Here is a 16854-nt window from a genome sequence, read left to right on the forward strand (position 1 = left end):
CATGCCCATGCCTCTCTCAATTCCTCGATCGACGCACCCGTTGCGATGATCTCCGCAACCGTAATATCGTCGGCTGACCCAATGACGGAGAGAACTTCTTGCCGTGTCATCGTTTGACCGCGTTCTGACTACAACTGAACTAGATGGAGATTTCATGGAGCACTTGCAACCGATCTAATGAGGGCTGTCGCAGGATTCCCTTGCGCAAGATCAGGGGCTGCGCAATGGGCGCCATTCACCTAGCCAAACGCGCGCCACATAGGGCGCAGGGCGCAGAAATCGACGGAGCCCATGCGCTCGGCATTTGCGAAGACCCGGCAAGTCATCCAGATGATCGCCCATCACTGAGGCCATTTGGTGGAACTCCCCCTGGACCATCCACGCAGCCGGAATCGGCCATGGGTGTTCTGAACAACCCGGAAACTCGTTTCAGGGGATTATTCTCGAAATCGTAGTCTGCCGGGCGCGATGTGGAGATTACAGGGGAACCCTTCGTCTCGGTGGTCCAAAGTCCCTGAACTAACCTGTTATCGTCGACGCACGGGAAACCCCGTGATTCAGAAGAGCAGATCTCGGGCCACGCACGGCCTATGCCCCGAGGCTGCCCGGCCGAATGTGTTTGCGCGCGGATAACTCCGGTCTGTGAAGCAGCACCCTGTTGCGGCCCGTCTGCTTGGCAAGGTAAAGTGCGGCATCCGCTCGCTGCTGTAACTGCTCCGGCGAGATCGCCTCAGAGGTCTGAACGGCAACTCCAATGCTCAGGGTGACCCAGCGCGACACACGGGATCCAGGGTTGGGCAAAGCGGCAGCCTCGACGCTCTTACGCATTCGTTCAGCCACAGCGGCGGCCTCTTCCTCGTTCACCCCGGGCAGGAGCACGAGGAATTCTTCGCCGCCATAACGGGCAACGTGATCGCGATCACGCCTCACGTTTTCCTTCAAGATAGTTGCGACCTTTACCAAACACCGATCTTCCTCCGCATGGCCGAGGTGGTCGTTTAGCTTCTTGAAGTTGTCAATGTCGCACATCAGCATCGCGGCACCGGCAAGGCAACGTTTGTCACTTCCCCATAGGCGCTCGAGTGTTTCCGTCATCCAGCGACGGTTGGAGATGCCGGTGAGTGGATCGGTCCTCGCCAGGAGTACCAGTCGATCATTCGCTTTCGCCAGTTCGGCGACCCTGCGTCGGTCGCGAAGCTCAAACAGGAAAGTCTTTTGAGCAAGAATTGTCATGATGCGCCGCGCGGCCACCGTTGCAAAGATACCGCTGGCGAAGAACAGCGTTCCAGCCACTGCACTCCCATGCGCGATGGCCGGGTTCTGCAGTTGAAGCATGAGAAAGAGTCCGAGCGCCAGCGCAGCGATCGTCATCGTCCACGCCAGGGGGATCCCGAAGATTATGATGGCTGTGATGGCCACGAACAACATGACGTTCAATTGCCGTTCGTAGAACTCGCCACCAGCGCTTGCTCCGACCAATGCGACTGACAACAAGATCAGGAACATGCCTGCGATCAGCGAAGCTCCTTGGAGCCAAGGCGCCTGCGGTTTACGCCAGGCTAGGACCACGGCCAACGCGATGGGCGGGATGATGGCGCCGGGCAGGAGCATGGACTGCGCTACGCCCCATGGAAGCAACGCCGCGTTCAGTGCCAACGTCAGCACATCCAAAAATGCCACCCAGATCATCCACGCGCGGATGATTTTCGCCGTTTGCGACCAGACACGTGCTCGAAATAGGCGTTCGATCTCGCCACGCAGGCTGATTTCGCGCGTACGGCGCGCCAGAAGCCGGTCGACCTCAGCGGCTAGGGCAGGATCATCCTGCACATCGGGGGGCATCAGATCTGACAAGTCGATAGGCCCTACGCTGCTTTCTCCTGAACATCTATCCAAGCCATAGGCGGTCGGCGGTGGGCAAGCATGTCAACTTACCCTGAAGTTTTGATTTATAGCTGCGATTTGCGAACAATCAGTCCCAAACCATCCGATGCTCGATGCGTAGCCGAATTAACCTTTGTAATTGCGGTGGCGCTGCACCGCTGTTATCCACGCCCCGCCGCTGGGCTCGGCGAAATGTTCCGAGAGCTTCTGAAGTTGACCGCGTGAAGGAACGGGTGATGCCGATTCTTGTCATGTCGACCTTTCGAGTATTGCCTGCAGACCAACAGGATGGATTTGGCCATGAAAGGAAGCCGACCGGTTATTTCGTTGTTGGATTTCGACATACTCTCCCGGGTTCTTACGTCAGCCATCAGGGAGAGCCCGGAATCCGATTCGACGGTCCAGGCCCGCGAGCTTGTGTGCCTATACACCGGGAAAAAGTCAGCCGACCAAAATTTGATCGCGGCCTTGCTTCACGCCAGTCGCGCCCAGCTGGACGTGGAAGCATCCAAGGCCAATCGCCCGGCCAGAATTGACTGAGTGCCTGCATCTGCTCGACGTGACCTCTCACCGGGTTGTCTCCTCGACGGAGCTACGTCCGAGACGAAGCCCAAAGGCGCGACCGACTGAGACGCAGAGCAGAATTCCCGCAGGCGACAGGACGAATATCCTGACCGCGACACGATAGCCAGCAGGTCACCGAATGGACCTTTGGAAGTCATGGCAGCGGGTTGGACTTCGATCGAGATAGCCGAGGCCATCGAGCATCCGGCCGTGGCCGACCGTCGTGGGCGCGAGGAAAACGCTGCTCTAGATCCTGCTGCTCGCACGAGCATTTTTACCCCAGGGCCATAAATTTTGCACTGACCTGAGGAACACGCATCTGCAGTCGAAGTTCGGGATGTGCTTGGTGAGGACGACTCCCTCCTTGAAACGACCAAGCTCTGGTGCGAGGGCCCGCCTCCGGTTCCGAGACCCGGGCCTGTGCAATGCAAGCATGCGTAAAGTTTTTTCTGCAGGCCTGGAACCTCTCTCTGAAATCGAAATTGGGTCTGCAGCTTGGCTCCCGGGCCAGGTCTCAAAGCAGGGCCCGCCGCTGTTTGTGTCCTCAGTGGCGGGCCCACTTCGTTTCCGCTCAACACTACATTGCGATTGACTAAAGCAACGAACATCCAATGAACGCAATCTCACATGCATCGATCCATGGCCAGGTCGGCACGATCATTTTTTGGGTGACGGTGACCACGCCGACCAGTCGGTCACAAGGAGAACCAAACGACGAGACCTATAGCTACGGGCACAACGGCAATCCGGCCCTCCGCGATTTGTCGCGTCGGGTGTTCTTTCCTCCCGATTGCCGCAGCGTCGCAGTGCGACGAGCCGGTGAGATTGGCCGAAGGCCTGACGCCGGAAACGCGCGAGCGCGCCAAAACTACTGGATGATGCGCGGTGATGGTGGGATTGCTATCTTTAACTATGCCGATTTGCGGCTCTTGGCCTTTGGCCGGTCTTGGCCGATGCCTTCCTTGGCGAGGCTCTTTCGCAAAACCGAGGCCAGGTCGACCACGTTCTCCTGAGGCTTTGGCGCTGGTTTCGGCGGTTTTTTGCCCTTGCGCTTGGCGTCGATCATGGCAATCAACGCATCCTCGTAAGTATCCTCGAATTTCGAAGGATCGAACTTTGTCACCTTCTTGTCGATGAGAAGCCCCGCGATTTCGAGCAAATCCGAATCGTAATTTGGGCTTTTCACGTCATTAAAGACGGTGTCTTCCGATGTCATCTCATTGTGGGTGCGCAACTCGGTCAGCAGCATTCCTTTTTCAAACGGCTGTATCAATACTTCGCGGCCGCGCTGATAGAGTACGACGCAGGAACGTGCCGCGACGCGCTTCTTGGCCATCGCATCGCGCAGGACGGCAAAGGCCTCAAGGGAAGCGCCATCTGCCGGGATCAAGTAGTAGGGCTTTTCGAGATAGCGCGTGTCGATCTCGGCAACCGGAACAAAGGAATCGACATCAAGCGTATGCTGGGACGTCAGTTTCAGTTTCTTGATCTCGTCCGGCTCGACGTGGATGAAATCGCCCTTGTCCGCCTCATAGCCTTTGATCTGATCCTCGGCTTCGACAACATCGCCGGTGCCTTCGTCGACATAGGCACTCTTCACGGGTAAACCGTCGCTGCGGTTCAAAATCTTGAAGTGGATTTTCGATGCCTCGCTGGTGGCACCCACTATCTTGACCCCGCACGACACGGAACCGACCCTCAGAAAACCCTTCCAGACCGCGCGTGGCGCCACCATGCCGTTCCTCCTAGACGTCGACTTCCGCACAACGCCAGGCACACGGTTCCGTTCCGCGTCATGGGCAGCACCTTGTCGCAAGCTTATTCCTCACGGTAGTCCAGCAGCTTGGCGTGGCGGAGCCTTTCCTCGCCCTTCAGGAACCGCACGCGACCGACCAGACCAGGCTTGAGCCATTCGGCCTTTTCTTTCTTGAGACCGATCGGCACTGGTCCCCCGACCTTCCCTTGCACGCGATCCCAAAGTCGCTGGCGCTTGTCAGCTTTAAACGCAACGAAAGCGCCGCCAGCATATCGGCCTTTGTCGGCCATGAGCACCATTGCGGGCTTTCCGGCCTCGCGCTGCACGCCAATAATGTCCATTTCCTTTTCGGCATAGCACTTGATCTTGCGCCAGTTCATCGTCGGTCCGCTGCGATAGACGCTGTCCTTGCGCTTCGAGACCATGCCCTCCAACCCTGCCCTGTCGACCAGGTGATAAACCGCGTCACCGGTGCCGGGCAGGGCTTTGCTGACCTGAATGCGGCCGACGGCTGGAATCAGTTCCTGCAGGATCTCGCGGCGGTCTTCCACCGGCATGTTGCGCAAATCATGCCCGTTCAGGTGCAGGAGGTCGAATGCCACCAAATACAGATCGCGCGACGGCTCACGACGGGTGACGGCTGACTGCAGGGCCTGGAAGTCGGACAGGCCGGCCTCGTTGACCGTGATTGTCTCGCCATCGATGATGAAACTTTCCGCCTCGATCGCCTCCGCCTCTCCGGCAAGTTCGATATAGCGGCCTGTCCAGTCGTATCCGTTCTTGGTGAACAGCCGGATCCCGTTTTCATCCTTCATGATTTGGGTCCGATACCCGTCGAATTTGATCTCATGGAGCCATTCGTCGCCCTGCGGTGGCGTTTCGACCAGCTCGGGCTCCATGGGCTTTATGAACTTCAAACGCATGCGCTGACTCGCATAGTGCGATTCAATTAGCGCGCGCTAAAATGGTTCCGGAACATTTTAGACGAATTGAATGTTTGATGGTTATGACGAAGCTATCCGACCTTGGACCGCCGATTCCCGGCACGCAGCACGGCGGCGAGCCTGCCGACGAGCGCGACAATTTCATGACCTGTCCGGTCTGCGGCCAGCCGTTCGACATGCGCGATTTCCGCCAGGTCGCTTGGCACAATCTGCCTCAGCATGAACCGCTGGAATCGGAGCTTGCCACGGGCCGGAACGCGAACTGGTTGCGGATCCGACCATTGAAATAGCGGCCCTTGGCAAAGGCAGATTTGAAATCGGCGACGATCTCCGGCGGTACATCCAGAAAGTCGTACTGCCTGCCACTCGCTACAAACCACACTGAGAGAACCCTGGTTTCCGGGTCGTATTCGAACTTGCGTATTGAGGTCGACGGCATGGTGCACCAGGTCATTGCCGGTGAGCGACCCGCGAGATGGCCCGCCCTGTGAGGAAGCAGAGAGCGGGCCGACCACGGCTGTACGTCCATGGCCATCATCGCCTCCACGGAAGGACGGTGACAGCATTCCAACTCCCATTGGATTTCGGTGTTCCACACATAAACAAAAAGGCCCGCCACCTCTCGGCAGCGGGCAGTGTAGGTCGCTAGGATCACCCAGCGGTACCTAAAGTACACCCCGCCTCGCCAAAAGGGAAATGTTAGGTATCTCTAATGGATAATTCGGACCCTGGGGCTGACCGTGGGGTATCAAATCCGAGAATATCCTGCGGGCCAGGTGATAGCGGAATACCGAGCTGGGGCCCCGACATCCTATTGGGCCGCCGCACAGGCAACGAAAATGCCCGTGACGCTACACCGATCCGGAAACTACTTTCTTGAGGTGACCGATGCGAGCACGGGAGGGTGTTCGCCTACCAATACACCGATTTGCTCTACTGAGTGGCTTTGAGCAGCGGCTGCTGCTTCACCTCCGGGCCAAACCGGCCGCTCGATTCATAGCCGCAGCGGGCTGTCCTAGGGATAGTTGGACTGGACGGTGTGTTGATTCACCCCTGCTGGATGGCTGAGGTGCAAAACCATGCAAACCACAATGCCCCGATACGCGACAGAAAAGCGGTTGCATCGTCGACTTTATTCAAGCCGGAATTCAACCGCATGCTTGTCGGACTCACGAATGAGGCCACTGTCCATGGCGGCTTCGAACGCCTTGGTGAAATACTGATCATCGGAGGCCTCGTGATCCTGCTGCGCAAGATCGATCGGCAGCGCTCCGATCACGCGGCCCGTTGTCTTCTCGATAACCGTGACGGTCCTCTGCATCATGGTTTGTTGACCGTGTCGTCGACTGCGTTGGCCGTTGCCTTGACGTCCCGGCCGACGCCTCGGACGGTGTTGGCGCAGGCCGCAAGGGCAAAGGCACAGGCAAGAATGACAATCGGTGTGATGCGTAGCAGTTTCATGGACGGGTTCTCCTATTTGTGATTATCAAGTCCGCTTTGCCGTATCGCACCTGTAACCGCCATCACCTTGTTGTGGGCGGCCGCTTCATCTGCGGTGTCAAAGGGCGTTGCGATGGTCGTCCCATCCAGAGCCAGTATCACAGCCAGGAACGGAAGGCCGATCAGCGGTGGTGCGTAGACAACGTACGCTGGGCGGGCATTCTTCATCGCCCATGTAGCACCATTTGTCGGTCAGGACCTAATCCACCTTAAAATGCCGAAGCGCCTCTATTCTTCACATCGCCGACTTCCTGCACCACCGTGGCAAGCGATTCCTTCTATAGGAAACAGCCATGATTTTCCTTCCGGGTAGTGATTGGGGTATGGTCGTGGAGAAATCTGCTGACAGCAAGTCGGCGACCTGGCCCCAAGTCCTATGCGTGCGAGGATGGCCATGGATCAGAAGCAGAGGCGGCCCAGATCCGCCATGCCGAAGCCTTATCGGCCCGCCCTCGGTTTCCAACATTTCAAGCACGAAGTTGTCGAACATCTGCCATCCCCAAAAATGGGCGGTTGTCGGCTTGAAGAACTCCTTGAGCATGGATTGGTTCGGGACGTGCCAATCGCGACTGCAGATCGTTTCGGCTCCCGGTTAGCTTTCGCTCAGGGCTCATTCTGGACGTGAATGGCTAGACGGATTTAACGGAGCAGGCCCTCGTCGTCGAACGCGTTCCAGCCCTCCAACTTGGGCCGGGGAGCGTCATCTCTGGGGTTATTCCCGGCACCGCGAACCTTCTCGCTACCCTTTCCCGCCCGCGTCAGGGCAGCCTTGCCGGCGCCACGTCGCCTGTTCTCTGTAACTTGCTGCGCGTCCTCTTCACGCCAAAGGCTTGGCAGATCACGATCAAGGATGTCCTCGATGTGCCTGGGATCGAACACGTGGAAGTTGACGGCCTTGGATCGACCGCGCATCTTCACGGTGCGGGTGCCAATGCTTTGCAGCCGTCCGTCCTTCAGCCACTTGTGACGCTCACGCGAAGAGATCGCAAGGATGTCTTCGGCCTCGCGCGGCAGGACCGGGAGTACTGCGATGGTTTCCAGTGTCTTGGCGATCTTGTTCGAGGCGGCCTCCAACTCTTCGGCATCGTCTTCACGCATCCGCAATGTCATGCGACCAGTCTCGGCTTTGACGTACTTCCTCACCGCCCAAGGCAGGCTGGCACGTATTTCACGCTCGATACCTTTCGTGCGTACCGACGAGCCAAGCGTCGCTGATGGCGGAAGGGGCCACTCGGTAATCGGTGACAACGAGGTGCAGACGCTTTGGCGAGAGCCGCGATCTCGAGGGGCCACAATTGCCGCAGCCAAGCCGCCAAGAATCTTTCGTGTTTGCGCAAAACGCACCGGCATCTGAGCTAGTCGCTTCCTTGTCGCACGGTTTCTACCGCCAGCGACCGGCCGGCAGGGCCTTCAACAGCTCCACCTCGGGTTTCGTGAGGTGGATCCATGCCGCCCAATCATCCGGGCGCAGAACCACAATCTGGCGATTGTGGATGGGCGCCACGTCCAGGCCGGGTTCCGTCGTCAGCATAGCGAATGTCGGGGGCTTGTTGCCTTCGCCATCGCGCCACAGGCCGGCGATCGCCATGAACGAGGCGCCGTTGAGCGTGAAGCGATGCTTAGCCTTTGGAGACTTCTTTCCCGTGAATTCGAAGAAAGCCGACGCCGGAATAAGGCAGCGCTTGCTGTTGGAGACGTTCCGTCCTTCCGAGCGGAAGTTGAAGATCGGCCCGCCTTTGGGCCCGGAGGGCGGAAAGGCAAAGGTCATGCGCGTGAGTTCGATCGTGTCGCCGGCGGCGCGCATGATCGGGGCGGGATCACTGATGCGGATGTCATCCGCCTGCGGCAGATCCAGTTCGGTTTGATAAGTGGGAATGTCGAGCGCCAGCAATTGCATCATCCTGCAATATTCGGCCCAGGCGATATGCTGCTCATAGTCGTTGCACATGGCTGCCCACGCTTTCAGTCAGTTGATGACTTATAACAGATAACGCGGCTTGGCTGCGGCGCCACCATCCGGAGATTTTCCGCTATGCCCGAAATCTCGCAATCTGCTTGATGCATTTCGGGCGACGTGGATAGACGTGTCGTCGGCAATCAAAGTCCCGTCAGCCTCCGGCCACAGTGGTGCTCGGGCGATGGCCTGGAACCTGTGCAACCATTGCCACCCGGTATGTAGGAACGGAACGAGGCAGTCTGCGGCTGGCGCCCATCGCCTTCCATTTGGTAGGCGCAGCGATGTTGCAGACCGTGACGAGGGAGACGAAGTCCGGTGCTACAAGGCGAACCAATCGATCGAAGGTCGCGAAATCATCAGCCAGAAGATGGCGAGCACTGCCGCGAAGGCAGGAAAGCCAAAGGCGAACCAGAGCCGAAACAAGGTGTCATAGCGCTGTGGTAGAGGTTGCTTCTCTGCCGCGGCCTGCATAGCGAGATTGCGCATCTCGATCTGCATCCACACGACTGGAAGCCAGAACAGGCCGGTGATGAGGTAGAGCAGGATCGAAAGCACAATCCACCCCTCGGTCAGCGAATAGCCGGAATGCCAGGCGAGGAATGCACCGGTGACAGGTTGGGCGACGACGGCGGTTGCAGTGAAGATGAAATCGGCGATCACGACGATGCGTGCGACCGCCGCGATGGTCGCGGAATTTCCGGTCCGGTGAGCGAGCAGCATGAAGAAGGCGATGCCGGCGCCGGTGCCCAGCAGCACGGCCGCGCCGACGACATGCAGGAACTTGAGCATGAAGTAGGTCATCAGCGTTCCTCCAGGACCGCTAGCGCGACAAAATGCAGAACCAGGATCGGCAGGATCTTCAGGAATGGGCCGAGCGGCTCGTTCCACAGTTCTGGTCGCAGCATGGTCCCCGCGATCGCATAGAAAAGAGCCACCGCGATCGCCCCGAACAGCCCCAGCCGACTGGTCGGCCGCCAGGCGATCAACGCGCCGACCGCCATGTCAGCCAGCGCTCCGGCGATGACCGCCGGTTCCGCCAGCGGACCGATGGCCGTGCCGACCAGCAAGTCGACCCCGCGGCGCCAGCCGGTGGTCAGGGAAATGATGCCGGTCATGATCCAGAAGAAGGGCAGGACAGTAAAGATCGCCGGCTTGACGAAATAGAGACGGGCGAACCATCGCTCCTGCACCGTCGCGGGATTGAGCTTTAGCGCCGCTTCGAGGCTGGATGGTTGGATCCCTGTCGCTGTGATCCACGCCTGCGGGTCGCCGACAGCGCCCCGCACGATTTCCTTGGCCGCATTGCTGCGCATCGGCGGGCGCCAGCCGAGCAGAGCCGTCGCATCGCCGATCCGGTACAGGCTGGCCGCGACGCTTCCGGGCAGAGTGAACTCTCCAGCCGGTCTCGACCCGAGCCAGCGGCGGTAGAGGCCGACCACCTCGCTCATCGGAAGCGCTTCAGGTCCGGCAAGGTCAAGCGTGATGCGCGATGCGCTATCGCGCCGGAGAAAATGCAGGACAGTGGCGATCACGTCATCCAACTGTACGACCTGAAGCCGACCCGTGCTGGGCATCACCGGCAACAGTGGCAATGCGGCCAGTCCGCGAAACAGCGCACTGGCGCCGAACGCCGGCCGGCCCAGCACGACCGACGGGCGCAGGATGACCCAGTCCAAATCGCGCGCCATCAACGCCTGGTCGCCAGCCAGCTTGGTGGCCGAGAAGGCGGACGGCTGCAGCCGATCGACCCCGATTGCCGAGAAGTGAATGACTTTTCTCACGCCCGCCTGCTCACAGGCGGCAAAGAGTGCCGATGCGCCACCCGCATGCACACCGCCAGTGCTTTCTTGCGCGCTGTCCTGCAGCACGCCGGCGCAGTTGACGACCGCGTCGATGCCTATCAGATGCGGGCTCCAGTCCTGCGTCTGCAGCGCCTTTGCCATGTCGAGCAAGACAGGCGGCAAGCCTCTGAAGGGCGCGGCGCCGGCACGATGCAGCACGCGAACGATTTCATATCCATCGGCGGCCAGGCGCGCACAAAGAGAAGCTCCGATCAGACCCGACGCGCCGGTGACGAGGACCCTCACCTGGCACCTGAAAACTGCAGTGACAGTCGCGCCTCATCCTGTCTGCACGCGGAGCCGGACGAAACAGCGGTGTCGCAGCGATCGGGCCGCACGATCGAGCGATTCCGCGCGCCTCGCCGAGGGCAGATGGAAGCGAGCGTCGCGGCGCTGCTGGCGCGTCCGGCCAGAGCTCCGACAGTTTCGAGCAACGATATCGAGCGGAAGCTCGGGTTGATTGTTCCTTTGGTTTCTACCATGGGCGCTGATCCCAAGCTGCCACGGATGTTCCTGCAACCATTCATGGGCAAGGCGAGTTGTTCGCGCAGGAATGACCGCCTCGGACGGTTCAGTGCAACGACCGTATCCACTATTTGCTCATGCACGCAGCGCCAGCCAACCTGATCGACGGTGTCGCTGGACTCGATCTCCCTCCCGCCCAACGCGTTCAGCTAGATCTAGGCGGCATCTTGCAGCGCCCTTTCATTTACGCTGGTTTCTCCAAGCTGCGTCAACGCCTCGTCCGTTGCCTTCTCTTCGTCGAGCGTCTGCTGCAGCAGCGGAACCGCGTCATTCAAGCCGAGCAGCCTTGCCCAGGTTACCAATGTCCCATAACGGGCGATCTCATAATGCTCGACGGCCTGGGCAGCGGCAACAAGCCCGGCGTCGAGGGCCGGCGCCGCCTGGAGCTCCTCCAGTATCTCCCCGCCCTCCTCAATGATGCCGTCGATCGCGGGACAGGTCTTGCCCTGCGCGCGCTTGCCGAAAATCTCGAACACCTGCTGCAGCCGCTCAACCTGACCCTCAGTCTCGTCGCGGTGCTTCTCGAACGCGGCGGTCAACTCTTGCGATTCGGTACCCCTGGCCATTTTCTTGAGGGCACTTAACGCTCCGCGTAGTATATGTCCTTCAAGGCTTCGTAAAATAGATCTTCCAGGCCCTTTGTGCTGCTCTGGGCGCTTTTCTTCGTCGCCATCTCCATGTCCCACTTCGAGTTCAATGCTTCGCGGCATATGCAGCTCTAACAACCAAGGCCATCGGTTGTTCCTCGCCCTCAAAGACATCGTGGGAACACGAGCAAGGACCGTGGGGATCTCGCTCCGTTCTGGTCGGCACAACCGGCGCCATGTCGCCTCTGCGCCTGGCTAGCCTCGTGGCCGCTTGTCAAGCCGCCTGCCGCGCCTTAACCGGCGTTCTCGCCTATCGAAGTCGATTGCTGGTCACGCTTTCGCCGATCAATGTTGATAAGACGGCGGTCGGGGGCCGCGGTGCCGGAACGACCTCTTCAGCGTTTTGTGGGCAAGCTGCTGTGAGACCAGATCGCGCGCTTTTCGGCACATATTGCAAGCCACAATGGTCGCTCGGCTGCCTCTGCCGGTCTAAACGGGACCCGGCCCGCGGCATGCCCGGATGGTTGAAGCGGATTGTTGAAAAGGTGTGTCGGGGTGAACTAGATCATGCGCCGCCATCGGTTGCGACGATCGAGCGACGATTGCTCCTACCGGCCGCCCGACCGCCGTTTCGCTTCTTCATCGATCCTGCGACCTGAGAATCTTGAGTGCCTCGTCCTTGGTGAGGCCGCACTTTCGGGCAAAGTAGTCGCTTCGATGGCCCTTTCGCGATCCGTCCGAGACGCGGTGTTCTGCTTGGCCTTCTTGCCCATCGATGCTATCGCCTCGATTATATCGCCTGCTGGTGATCAAGCGCCTACGCCGTGGGAGGGCTCACGCGGGGATCGGGTCACCAATCTTGCAGCTCCGCTGCCTGGCTCGAACTGTGGTTGGCGCGATTGTTCCGAGATCGCAGAACTTCGCAAGAGATGCCTGGCGCCGGACTTTGCTGTGGCCATTCGGGATCTGTCATCCCATCGCTGTGACCTGCAGACGAATGCAGAGCCTCAGCAGTTTTTCGCCGCTTTCATCGTGGGTTAGTCCCGACAACATGTTCGTTCCAGTACCCGGAGGAAAACGTGCGCGACCAGTCTTTTTCCCATCTGGAGGCGCTCATTGATGTGCGTCCCGACACGAATTTCACCCCTAGCGCGCCATGGCCTCGCGGATCGGCCACTGCGTCACTCGATGCAATATGGAACAATCCTCGCAGGCGGATGTTGGGCAACCCAACCCCCTGGAGGATTGCCAATGTTCATGCACAACAAGCGCCTGCAATACACCGTCCGCGTTTCGGAGCCTAATCCCCGCCTGGCCTGCATGATCATGGAACAATTCGGTGGCGCCGATGGTGAGCTTGCCGCGGCGATGCGCTATTTCACGCAAGGCCTCGGCGAGGATGATCTTGGCCGTCGCGACATGTTGCTCGACATAGCCACTGAAGAACTCAGCCACCTTGAGGTGGTGGGATCGATCGTCACCATGCTGAACAAGGGGCTCAAGGCACAACTTGCCGAAGGCCAGATGAAAGAAGCGGACCTTTATATGATGATCGGCGCCAGCGGTACGACAGCCAAGGAATCCATCCTGTTTGGCGGTGCTCCCGCGCTGTGCGACTCAGCCGGCGTTCCCTGGACCGCGGCCTATGTCGACTCACGCGGTGAACCTACCGTGGATTTGCGGTCGAACATCGCCGCTGAAGCGCGCGCCAAGATCGTTTACGAACGCCTCATCAACATCACCGATGATCCGGGCATCAAGGACGCGCTCGGCTTCCTGATGACACGCGAGATCGCTCATCAAAAGTCGTTTGAGAAAGCACTCTACGCCATCGAAAACAATTTCCCGTCAGGCAAGCTCCCGGGCATCGAGAGGTACGCCAGCATGTACGTCAACACCTCTCAAGGTGACGGCGATACCAATGGTCCATGGAATTCCGGCGAAGAGTGGGATCGGATCGATGACCTTGAAGAGGTGATGCCCGTCGACGGCGGAGACGGCTTGGCAACCGTCAAAATGGGCGCCAGAGACATGAAGGTGGTGGCCAAGATGGCCGACCGTACTCTTTCTGATCCGGCGTCCGATCCGATCACGGGCGCTGATCTAGGTGCCGGTCCGGGAGCTGGCCGAACCAAGAACGCGGATTTTGGCGGCGCGGCAAGCATTCAGGAGGCGCCGGCCGTGGCCGAGGCTGCTGTCAAACGCGCACGTAAGCGTTAGTTTGGAGCTGACGTCATTGCGGGCAACTATGTTCGGGGTCAGGAAGCTAACGACGAAAGCAGGGCATCCGACTGGCAGCAGCGGACTGGCCGGAGTGCTCGCTATTTGCTGAGTGGGTGAAGCACATATGGCCACCGCCGCACCACGATCAGAGTCGGAACATGCGGGGCAGTCGGAGAAGGTCCGTGCCTACGGTTGCGAGAACCGGTGCATTGTCGCAATCGGAGCCTCGGCGGGGGGCGTCGACGCGCTGAAGAGACTTGTCCGGGATATTTCGCCGGACATTCCGGCGGCCCTCCTCATCGTACAGCACGTCGGTCTCACGAGTTACCTCGGCGACATTCTCGGTCGCGCTGCCAACATGCCCGTAGCGAATGCCGCCAGCGGCACGAAGGTTAAAAACGGGCACATCTTCGTTGCACCGCCCGGAGCTCACCTGCTTTTACATGATGATCACATGCTGCTGCGGCGCGGGCCGCGGGAGAATTTGGCGCGCCCTGCCATCGATCCCCTTTTTCGATCAGCGGCCTGCAGCTTTGGCGGCAGCGTGATTGGTGTCGTGCTCACGGGCAGCCTCTCCGACGGGACCGCCGGCTTGCGCGCCATCAAGATTTGCGGAGGGGTCAGCGTGGTTCAAGATCCCGACGACGCTGCAGTACCCGATATGCCGCTGAGCGCCTTGCAGAATGTGGAAGTCGACCATTGCGTCGCCCTGTCCGAAATGGCTGGCCTGTTGCGCAGGCTTGCGTCCGAACTCGCAGGGCCGACACCAGAAATCCCGCCTGTCATCCGCCTTGAGGCTGCGATTGCTGCTCAGGAGCACAGCACAATGGAACAGACAGAACGCCAGCTTGGCATCCCCTCGACATTTGTCTGCCCCGAATGTCACGGACCGCTTTGGGAGATCGAAGACGGGCCGATTACCCGTTACCGTTGTCACACTGGACATGCATTCGGAGCGGACGTTTTGATGCAGGCCCAGGCGGACGATGCGGAACAGGCCCTTTGGAGCCTTCTAAGAGCGCACCAGCAGCGGGCCGAGTTGGCGAAACGGACGGCGCAACGAGAAGCCGCTCGGGAAAGACATAGCTTGGCCAGCCAAATGGCTACGCGGGCCGCGGAACACGAAGCCGACGCGAAACTTATTGAAGAAATTATCCATCGTCGAAGGCCGTGACAAACACACGCCCCGACAACCATGACCTTATTTCGGTCCGGGGCTCACAGTACGGCGTTGGCGACTTGCCGGAAACCATGATCCCCCACAGAGACAGCGAGGGTGGTCAACACGAGTCATTCTTCAAACATCCTTCAATGCCGGCGGCAAACAACGATATTAGGTCACATTAGCGTCAGGCGGACGACGTCATTTCTACCTCGACGGCAGAAGGCGCCAATCGCATTTTCAGGCGTCTTGCAGTTCGAAAGCAATGATGGCAGCCTCAGCGACCGCATGCCGCTGGCGTTGGTGCGCAGCCATAATGAATAGCTAGGGCCGCGTCCTCATCCGTCGGGCGGCTCACGCACCAACTCGAACGTGACCTTCACGGAGAATAGGAGCTTGCTGGTGTGATCGCGGACATGGATGGCAACCTCTCTGAAAGTGCCGTCCGGCATCCGGTCTTTGGCTATTTCAAGCAACGCTCTTGCTGCCTCATCTTCAGCGGCTTCCCGGCTCGCAATTTCGGTTCCTTCAGGATCGGGAAAGACTTCGCCATCGTCGGTTAAATCAAAGAAGAAGCGGGCCATGCGACCCTAATTCCGAATCCCCGAAAAGGTTTCCTTGTAGCGCTACTTGCTGGTGATCCAATCCACCAGGCCGGTTTCCATCTGCTCGCACCCGGTGAATTCATGTACCAGGCTCGTGGCCAGATCACGCCATTGATACTCAGGCACACCCGTTTGCCTGACCAACTCTCGGAATGCCGATCGGAGAATGTCGGCGTCAAAGGCGGAGACGGCGACGCTTGCCACGCCCGGATCTTCCCACCCTCGCGCCATGTCATCGTGGTGACGTTGGCGAAGGCGTTTGAGCAGTTCGCGCGATGTCTCGATTGCGCGCCTTGAACGATCCACGTCTTGGCGAAACTTGGCAGTTCCGATCATGGAATTATGCCGAACAAGATAGCCGGTTGCGATTACGCCTTGTGCAACTTCTAAATGCGTTCGAACCATCGCGGCCTCCCTTCCAGCGAAAGGAATTGTTTACCCTGTTGTCCAGCATAACCCCAACGGATTCGCTGTACGTTTTCAACCAATCGGCTATTCGGCGATTGTCGGCCAATTGCTGGGTTTTAGCTCCGGTGAGCGGCACTTCACCTCAAAGTGCCGTGGCGGCCGGCGCAGAGGTGCGCGAACGTTGGCGCCGACCAACAGAATCTGAGCGGTCATGCCTCGCGCTGGTGGAGTATATCGGCCCTTCGGGAACCACAGTGACGCCAAACGCAACGACCCGGAGAAGTCGGTGCGCACAGTCATTCATTTACAATATTAGCGCAGGCTGAAACTCGGACATGCAGGGTAGCTCGTACATGCCCTTAGCCCCGGTGAAGACCCAGCGCCGGCGCTTTTCTGTTTCGCTGCTGGGTAGGCCTGTCCGCACTCCTGCTTGACTGCGCGACTGCGAGAACAACGCCTCGCGGGTTCCCAATCCTTGCAAGTTAGATCCGGGAGCTAAAGTGCGGCATAGGCTGGTAGGGCAGGCGACCAAAGCGATCTTTCGAAGAACGAAGTCGTCCTCTCGCACGAATCGGCTGCTTGAACGTACACTTTCCATAGACCCTTCTGACCGCCGAGCAGGTTGCCGCTTCGCAAGTACTCTCAGAGAAAAATATTGGAGGATCTTATCCCAGCTTGACGCATCAAGGAACTCAAAGGGGGTGGTGTCTAAGGCGACCCTACGCGACATTAGCGGCTGCTATTGCGTTCGCCAATTCTTCTTCAGTAAACGGCTTGCTGAGAATTTTGATGTCGCGAGTCCCCGGGAGTTCGGCGTAGCCCGTTGCTATAATGACGGGTACGTTCGGCCACTGGACTTTGATCGTATTCGATAGCTGCAGGCCCGTCATCTTCGGCA

The 16854-nt window shown here is 59.2% G+C and carries 14 protein-coding genes and 2 pseudogenes; 3 read left to right on the plus strand and 13 right to left on the minus strand.

All coding sequences use genetic code 11. From position 1 onward, the window contains the following. Window positions 1-588 precede the first annotated feature (588 nt). The 10 genes and pseudogenes from EN990_RS31615 to EN990_RS31680 all read right to left on the minus strand — a co-directional run bounded on the left by EN990_RS31615 (window position 589) and on the right by EN990_RS31680 (window position 10692). On the minus strand, window positions 589-1842 hold the full coding sequence (locus EN990_RS31615) for a diguanylate cyclase (protein ID WP_127370241.1): 1254 nt from the start codon (window positions 1840-1842) through the stop codon (window positions 589-591). 1516 nt (window positions 1843-3358) lie between these two features. Continuing rightward, the gene (locus EN990_RS31630; RefSeq protein ID WP_063174039.1) at window positions 3359-4183 is read right to left on the minus strand and encodes a Ku protein; all 825 of its coding nucleotides are present in this window, start codon (window positions 4181-4183) and stop codon (window positions 3359-3361) included. Between the two features lie 83 nt (window positions 4184-4266). After that, window positions 4267-5127: an ATP-dependent DNA ligase gene (locus EN990_RS31635; protein WP_127369312.1), complete on the minus strand. Its 861-nt coding sequence runs from the start codon at window positions 5125-5127 to the stop codon at window positions 4267-4269. A 235-nt stretch (window positions 5128-5362) separates the two neighbouring features. Beyond that, the gene (locus EN990_RS31645; RefSeq protein ID WP_127369311.1) at window positions 5363-5683 is read right to left on the minus strand and encodes a KTSC domain-containing protein; all 321 of its coding nucleotides are present in this window, start codon (window positions 5681-5683) and stop codon (window positions 5363-5365) included. A 597-nt stretch (window positions 5684-6280) separates the two neighbouring features. Beyond that, window positions 6281-6472 carry a hypothetical protein gene (locus tag EN990_RS31650; protein WP_013525035.1) on the minus strand — a complete coding sequence of 64 codons (192 nt, stop codon included), beginning with the start codon at window positions 6470-6472 and terminating at the stop codon, window positions 6281-6283. Next, window positions 6469-6609 (minus strand): entericidin A/B family lipoprotein, encoded by a 141-nt coding sequence (locus EN990_RS31655; protein ID WP_032809501.1) that lies wholly within the window; start codon window positions 6607-6609, stop codon window positions 6469-6471. The genes EN990_RS31650 and EN990_RS31655 overlap by 4 nt, the downstream gene beginning before the upstream one ends. 678 nt (window positions 6610-7287) lie before the next feature. Further along, window positions 7288-7998: a hypothetical protein gene (locus EN990_RS31665; RefSeq protein ID WP_245459443.1), complete on the minus strand. Its 711-nt coding sequence runs from the start codon at window positions 7996-7998 to the stop codon at window positions 7288-7290. Window positions 7999-8003: 5 nt separating this feature from the next. Next, window positions 8004-8596, minus strand: a pseudogene (locus tag EN990_RS31670) (SOS response-associated peptidase family protein). A 327-nt stretch (window positions 8597-8923) separates the two neighbouring features. After that, on the minus strand, window positions 8924-9406 hold the full coding sequence (locus tag EN990_RS31675) for a DUF2269 family protein (RefSeq protein WP_127370388.1): 483 nt from the start codon (window positions 9404-9406) through the stop codon (window positions 8924-8926). Continuing rightward, window positions 9406-10692, minus strand: a complete 1287-nt coding sequence (locus EN990_RS31680) for an SDR family oxidoreductase (RefSeq protein ID WP_127371217.1) — start codon at window positions 10690-10692, stop codon at window positions 9406-9408. Before EN990_RS31680 ends, EN990_RS31675 begins: the two co-directional genes overlap by 1 nt. On the opposite strand from EN990_RS31680, the gene EN990_RS35640 reads away from it, so the two are divergent. Beyond that, complete coding sequence (locus tag EN990_RS35640; protein ID WP_164766193.1) at window positions 10597-11073, plus strand: hypothetical protein; 477 nt, start codon at window positions 10597-10599, stop codon at window positions 11071-11073. The two genes, EN990_RS31680 and EN990_RS35640, sit on opposite strands and share 96 nt — an antisense overlap. A 53-nt stretch (window positions 11074-11126) precedes the next feature. On the opposite strand, the pseudogene EN990_RS31685 reads toward EN990_RS35640, so the two are convergent. Further along, window positions 11127-11644, minus strand: a pseudogene (locus EN990_RS31685) (DUF892 family protein). A gap of 1165 nt (window positions 11645-12809) precedes the next feature. On the opposite strand from EN990_RS31685, the gene EN990_RS31695 reads away from it, so the two are divergent. Then, window positions 12810-13778, plus strand: a complete 969-nt coding sequence (locus tag EN990_RS31695; protein WP_024505775.1) for a manganese catalase family protein — start codon at window positions 12810-12812, stop codon at window positions 13776-13778. A 127-nt stretch (window positions 13779-13905) separates the two neighbouring features. Next, on the plus strand, window positions 13906-14955 hold the full coding sequence (locus EN990_RS31700; RefSeq protein ID WP_127388510.1) for a chemotaxis protein CheB: 1050 nt from the start codon (window positions 13906-13908) through the stop codon (window positions 14953-14955). 326 nt (window positions 14956-15281) lie between these two features. Here EN990_RS31700 and EN990_RS31705 read toward each other — a convergent pair whose 3' ends face one another. Continuing rightward, window positions 15282-15527, minus strand: a complete 246-nt coding sequence (locus EN990_RS31705) for a hypothetical protein (RefSeq protein ID WP_127367886.1) — start codon at window positions 15525-15527, stop codon at window positions 15282-15284. Window positions 15528-15569: 42 nt separating this feature from the next. Then, window positions 15570-15953, minus strand: a complete 384-nt coding sequence (locus EN990_RS31710; RefSeq protein WP_063170813.1) for a hypothetical protein — start codon at window positions 15951-15953, stop codon at window positions 15570-15572. Window positions 15954-16854 lie beyond the last annotated feature (901 nt).

Origin of the sequence: Mesorhizobium sp. M7A.F.Ca.US.005.03.1.1 (assembly GCF_003997975.1) — a bacterium.
Lineage (GTDB): Bacteria > Pseudomonadota > Alphaproteobacteria > Rhizobiales > Rhizobiaceae > Mesorhizobium > Mesorhizobium ciceri.

Coding starts and splice junctions, on each gene's coding strand:
- EN990_RS31700 (WP_127388510.1), top strand. CDS start 13,906: ATGGCCACCGCCGCACCACGATCAGAGTCGGAACATGCGGGGCAGTCG.
- EN990_RS35640 (WP_164766193.1), top strand. CDS start 10,597: ATGCAGCACGCGAACGATTTCATATCCATCGGCGGCCAGGCGCGCACA.
- EN990_RS31650 (WP_013525035.1), bottom strand. CDS start 6,472: ATGATGCAGAGGACCGTCACGGTTATCGAGAAGACAACGGGCCGCGTG.
- EN990_RS31630 (WP_063174039.1), bottom strand. CDS start 4,183: ATGGTGGCGCCACGCGCGGTCTGGAAGGGTTTTCTGAGGGTCGGTTCC.
- EN990_RS31665 (WP_245459443.1), bottom strand. CDS start 7,998: ATGCCGGTGCGTTTTGCGCAAACACGAAAGATTCTTGGCGGCTTGGCT.
- EN990_RS31675 (WP_127370388.1), bottom strand. CDS start 9,406: ATGACCTACTTCATGCTCAAGTTCCTGCATGTCGTCGGCGCGGCCGTG.
- EN990_RS31635 (WP_127369312.1), bottom strand. CDS start 5,127: ATGCGTTTGAAGTTCATAAAGCCCATGGAGCCCGAGCTGGTCGAAACG.
- EN990_RS31655 (WP_032809501.1), bottom strand. CDS start 6,609: ATGAAACTGCTACGCATCACACCGATTGTCATTCTTGCCTGTGCCTTT.
- EN990_RS31695 (WP_024505775.1), top strand. CDS start 12,810: ATGTTCATGCACAACAAGCGCCTGCAATACACCGTCCGCGTTTCGGAG.
- EN990_RS31615 (WP_127370241.1), bottom strand. CDS start 1,842: ATGCCCCCCGATGTGCAGGATGATCCTGCCCTAGCCGCTGAGGTCGAC.
- EN990_RS31645 (WP_127369311.1), bottom strand. CDS start 5,683: ATGGCCATGGACGTACAGCCGTGGTCGGCCCGCTCTCTGCTTCCTCAC.
- EN990_RS31705 (WP_127367886.1), bottom strand. CDS start 15,527: ATGGCCCGCTTCTTCTTTGATTTAACCGACGATGGCGAAGTCTTTCCC.
- EN990_RS31710 (WP_063170813.1), bottom strand. CDS start 15,953: ATGGTTCGAACGCATTTAGAAGTTGCACAAGGCGTAATCGCAACCGGC.